Origin of the sequence: Rhizobium sp. rho-13.1 (assembly GCF_007000305.1) — a bacterium.
Taxonomy (GTDB): Bacteria; Pseudomonadota; Alphaproteobacteria; order Rhizobiales; family Rhizobiaceae; genus Rhizobium; species Rhizobium rhododendri.
This window is the reverse complement of the sequence record NZ_SCFL01000127.1, coordinates 1-226: the sequence shown is the minus strand read 5'-3', so window position 1 is coordinate 226 and position 226 is coordinate 1. Positions and strand designations below refer to the sequence as shown.

The 226-nt window shown below is 63.7% G+C and carries 1 protein-coding gene; it reads left to right on the top strand.

Going from position 1 to position 226, the window contains the following annotated elements:
* A partial coding sequence (locus tag EQW76_RS29570) for a hypothetical protein (RefSeq protein ID WP_203452813.1) occupies positions 1 to 226 on the top strand: 226 nt, incomplete at both ends.

Sequence of the window (226 nt, the reverse complement as noted above, 5' to 3'; positions counted from 1 at the left end):
CCATCGCGTCCCAGTACGAGGTATTGCGCCAGGCTGCTTTCGGCGCAGCGCTGCCGCTTATGGCCCGTAGCGGTCTGATGCTCTTTCTGCGTCGGGGCATGTGGGGATGGGCTCAGGCGCTGACAGCAACAGCAAGCACCCCGCGAGAGCAGCTTTACCCATCGTCAATTGCTTGGCCGCTGCACGGCGGGCACAGCGCCGTTGTTCACGTCCTTGCGACAATCGC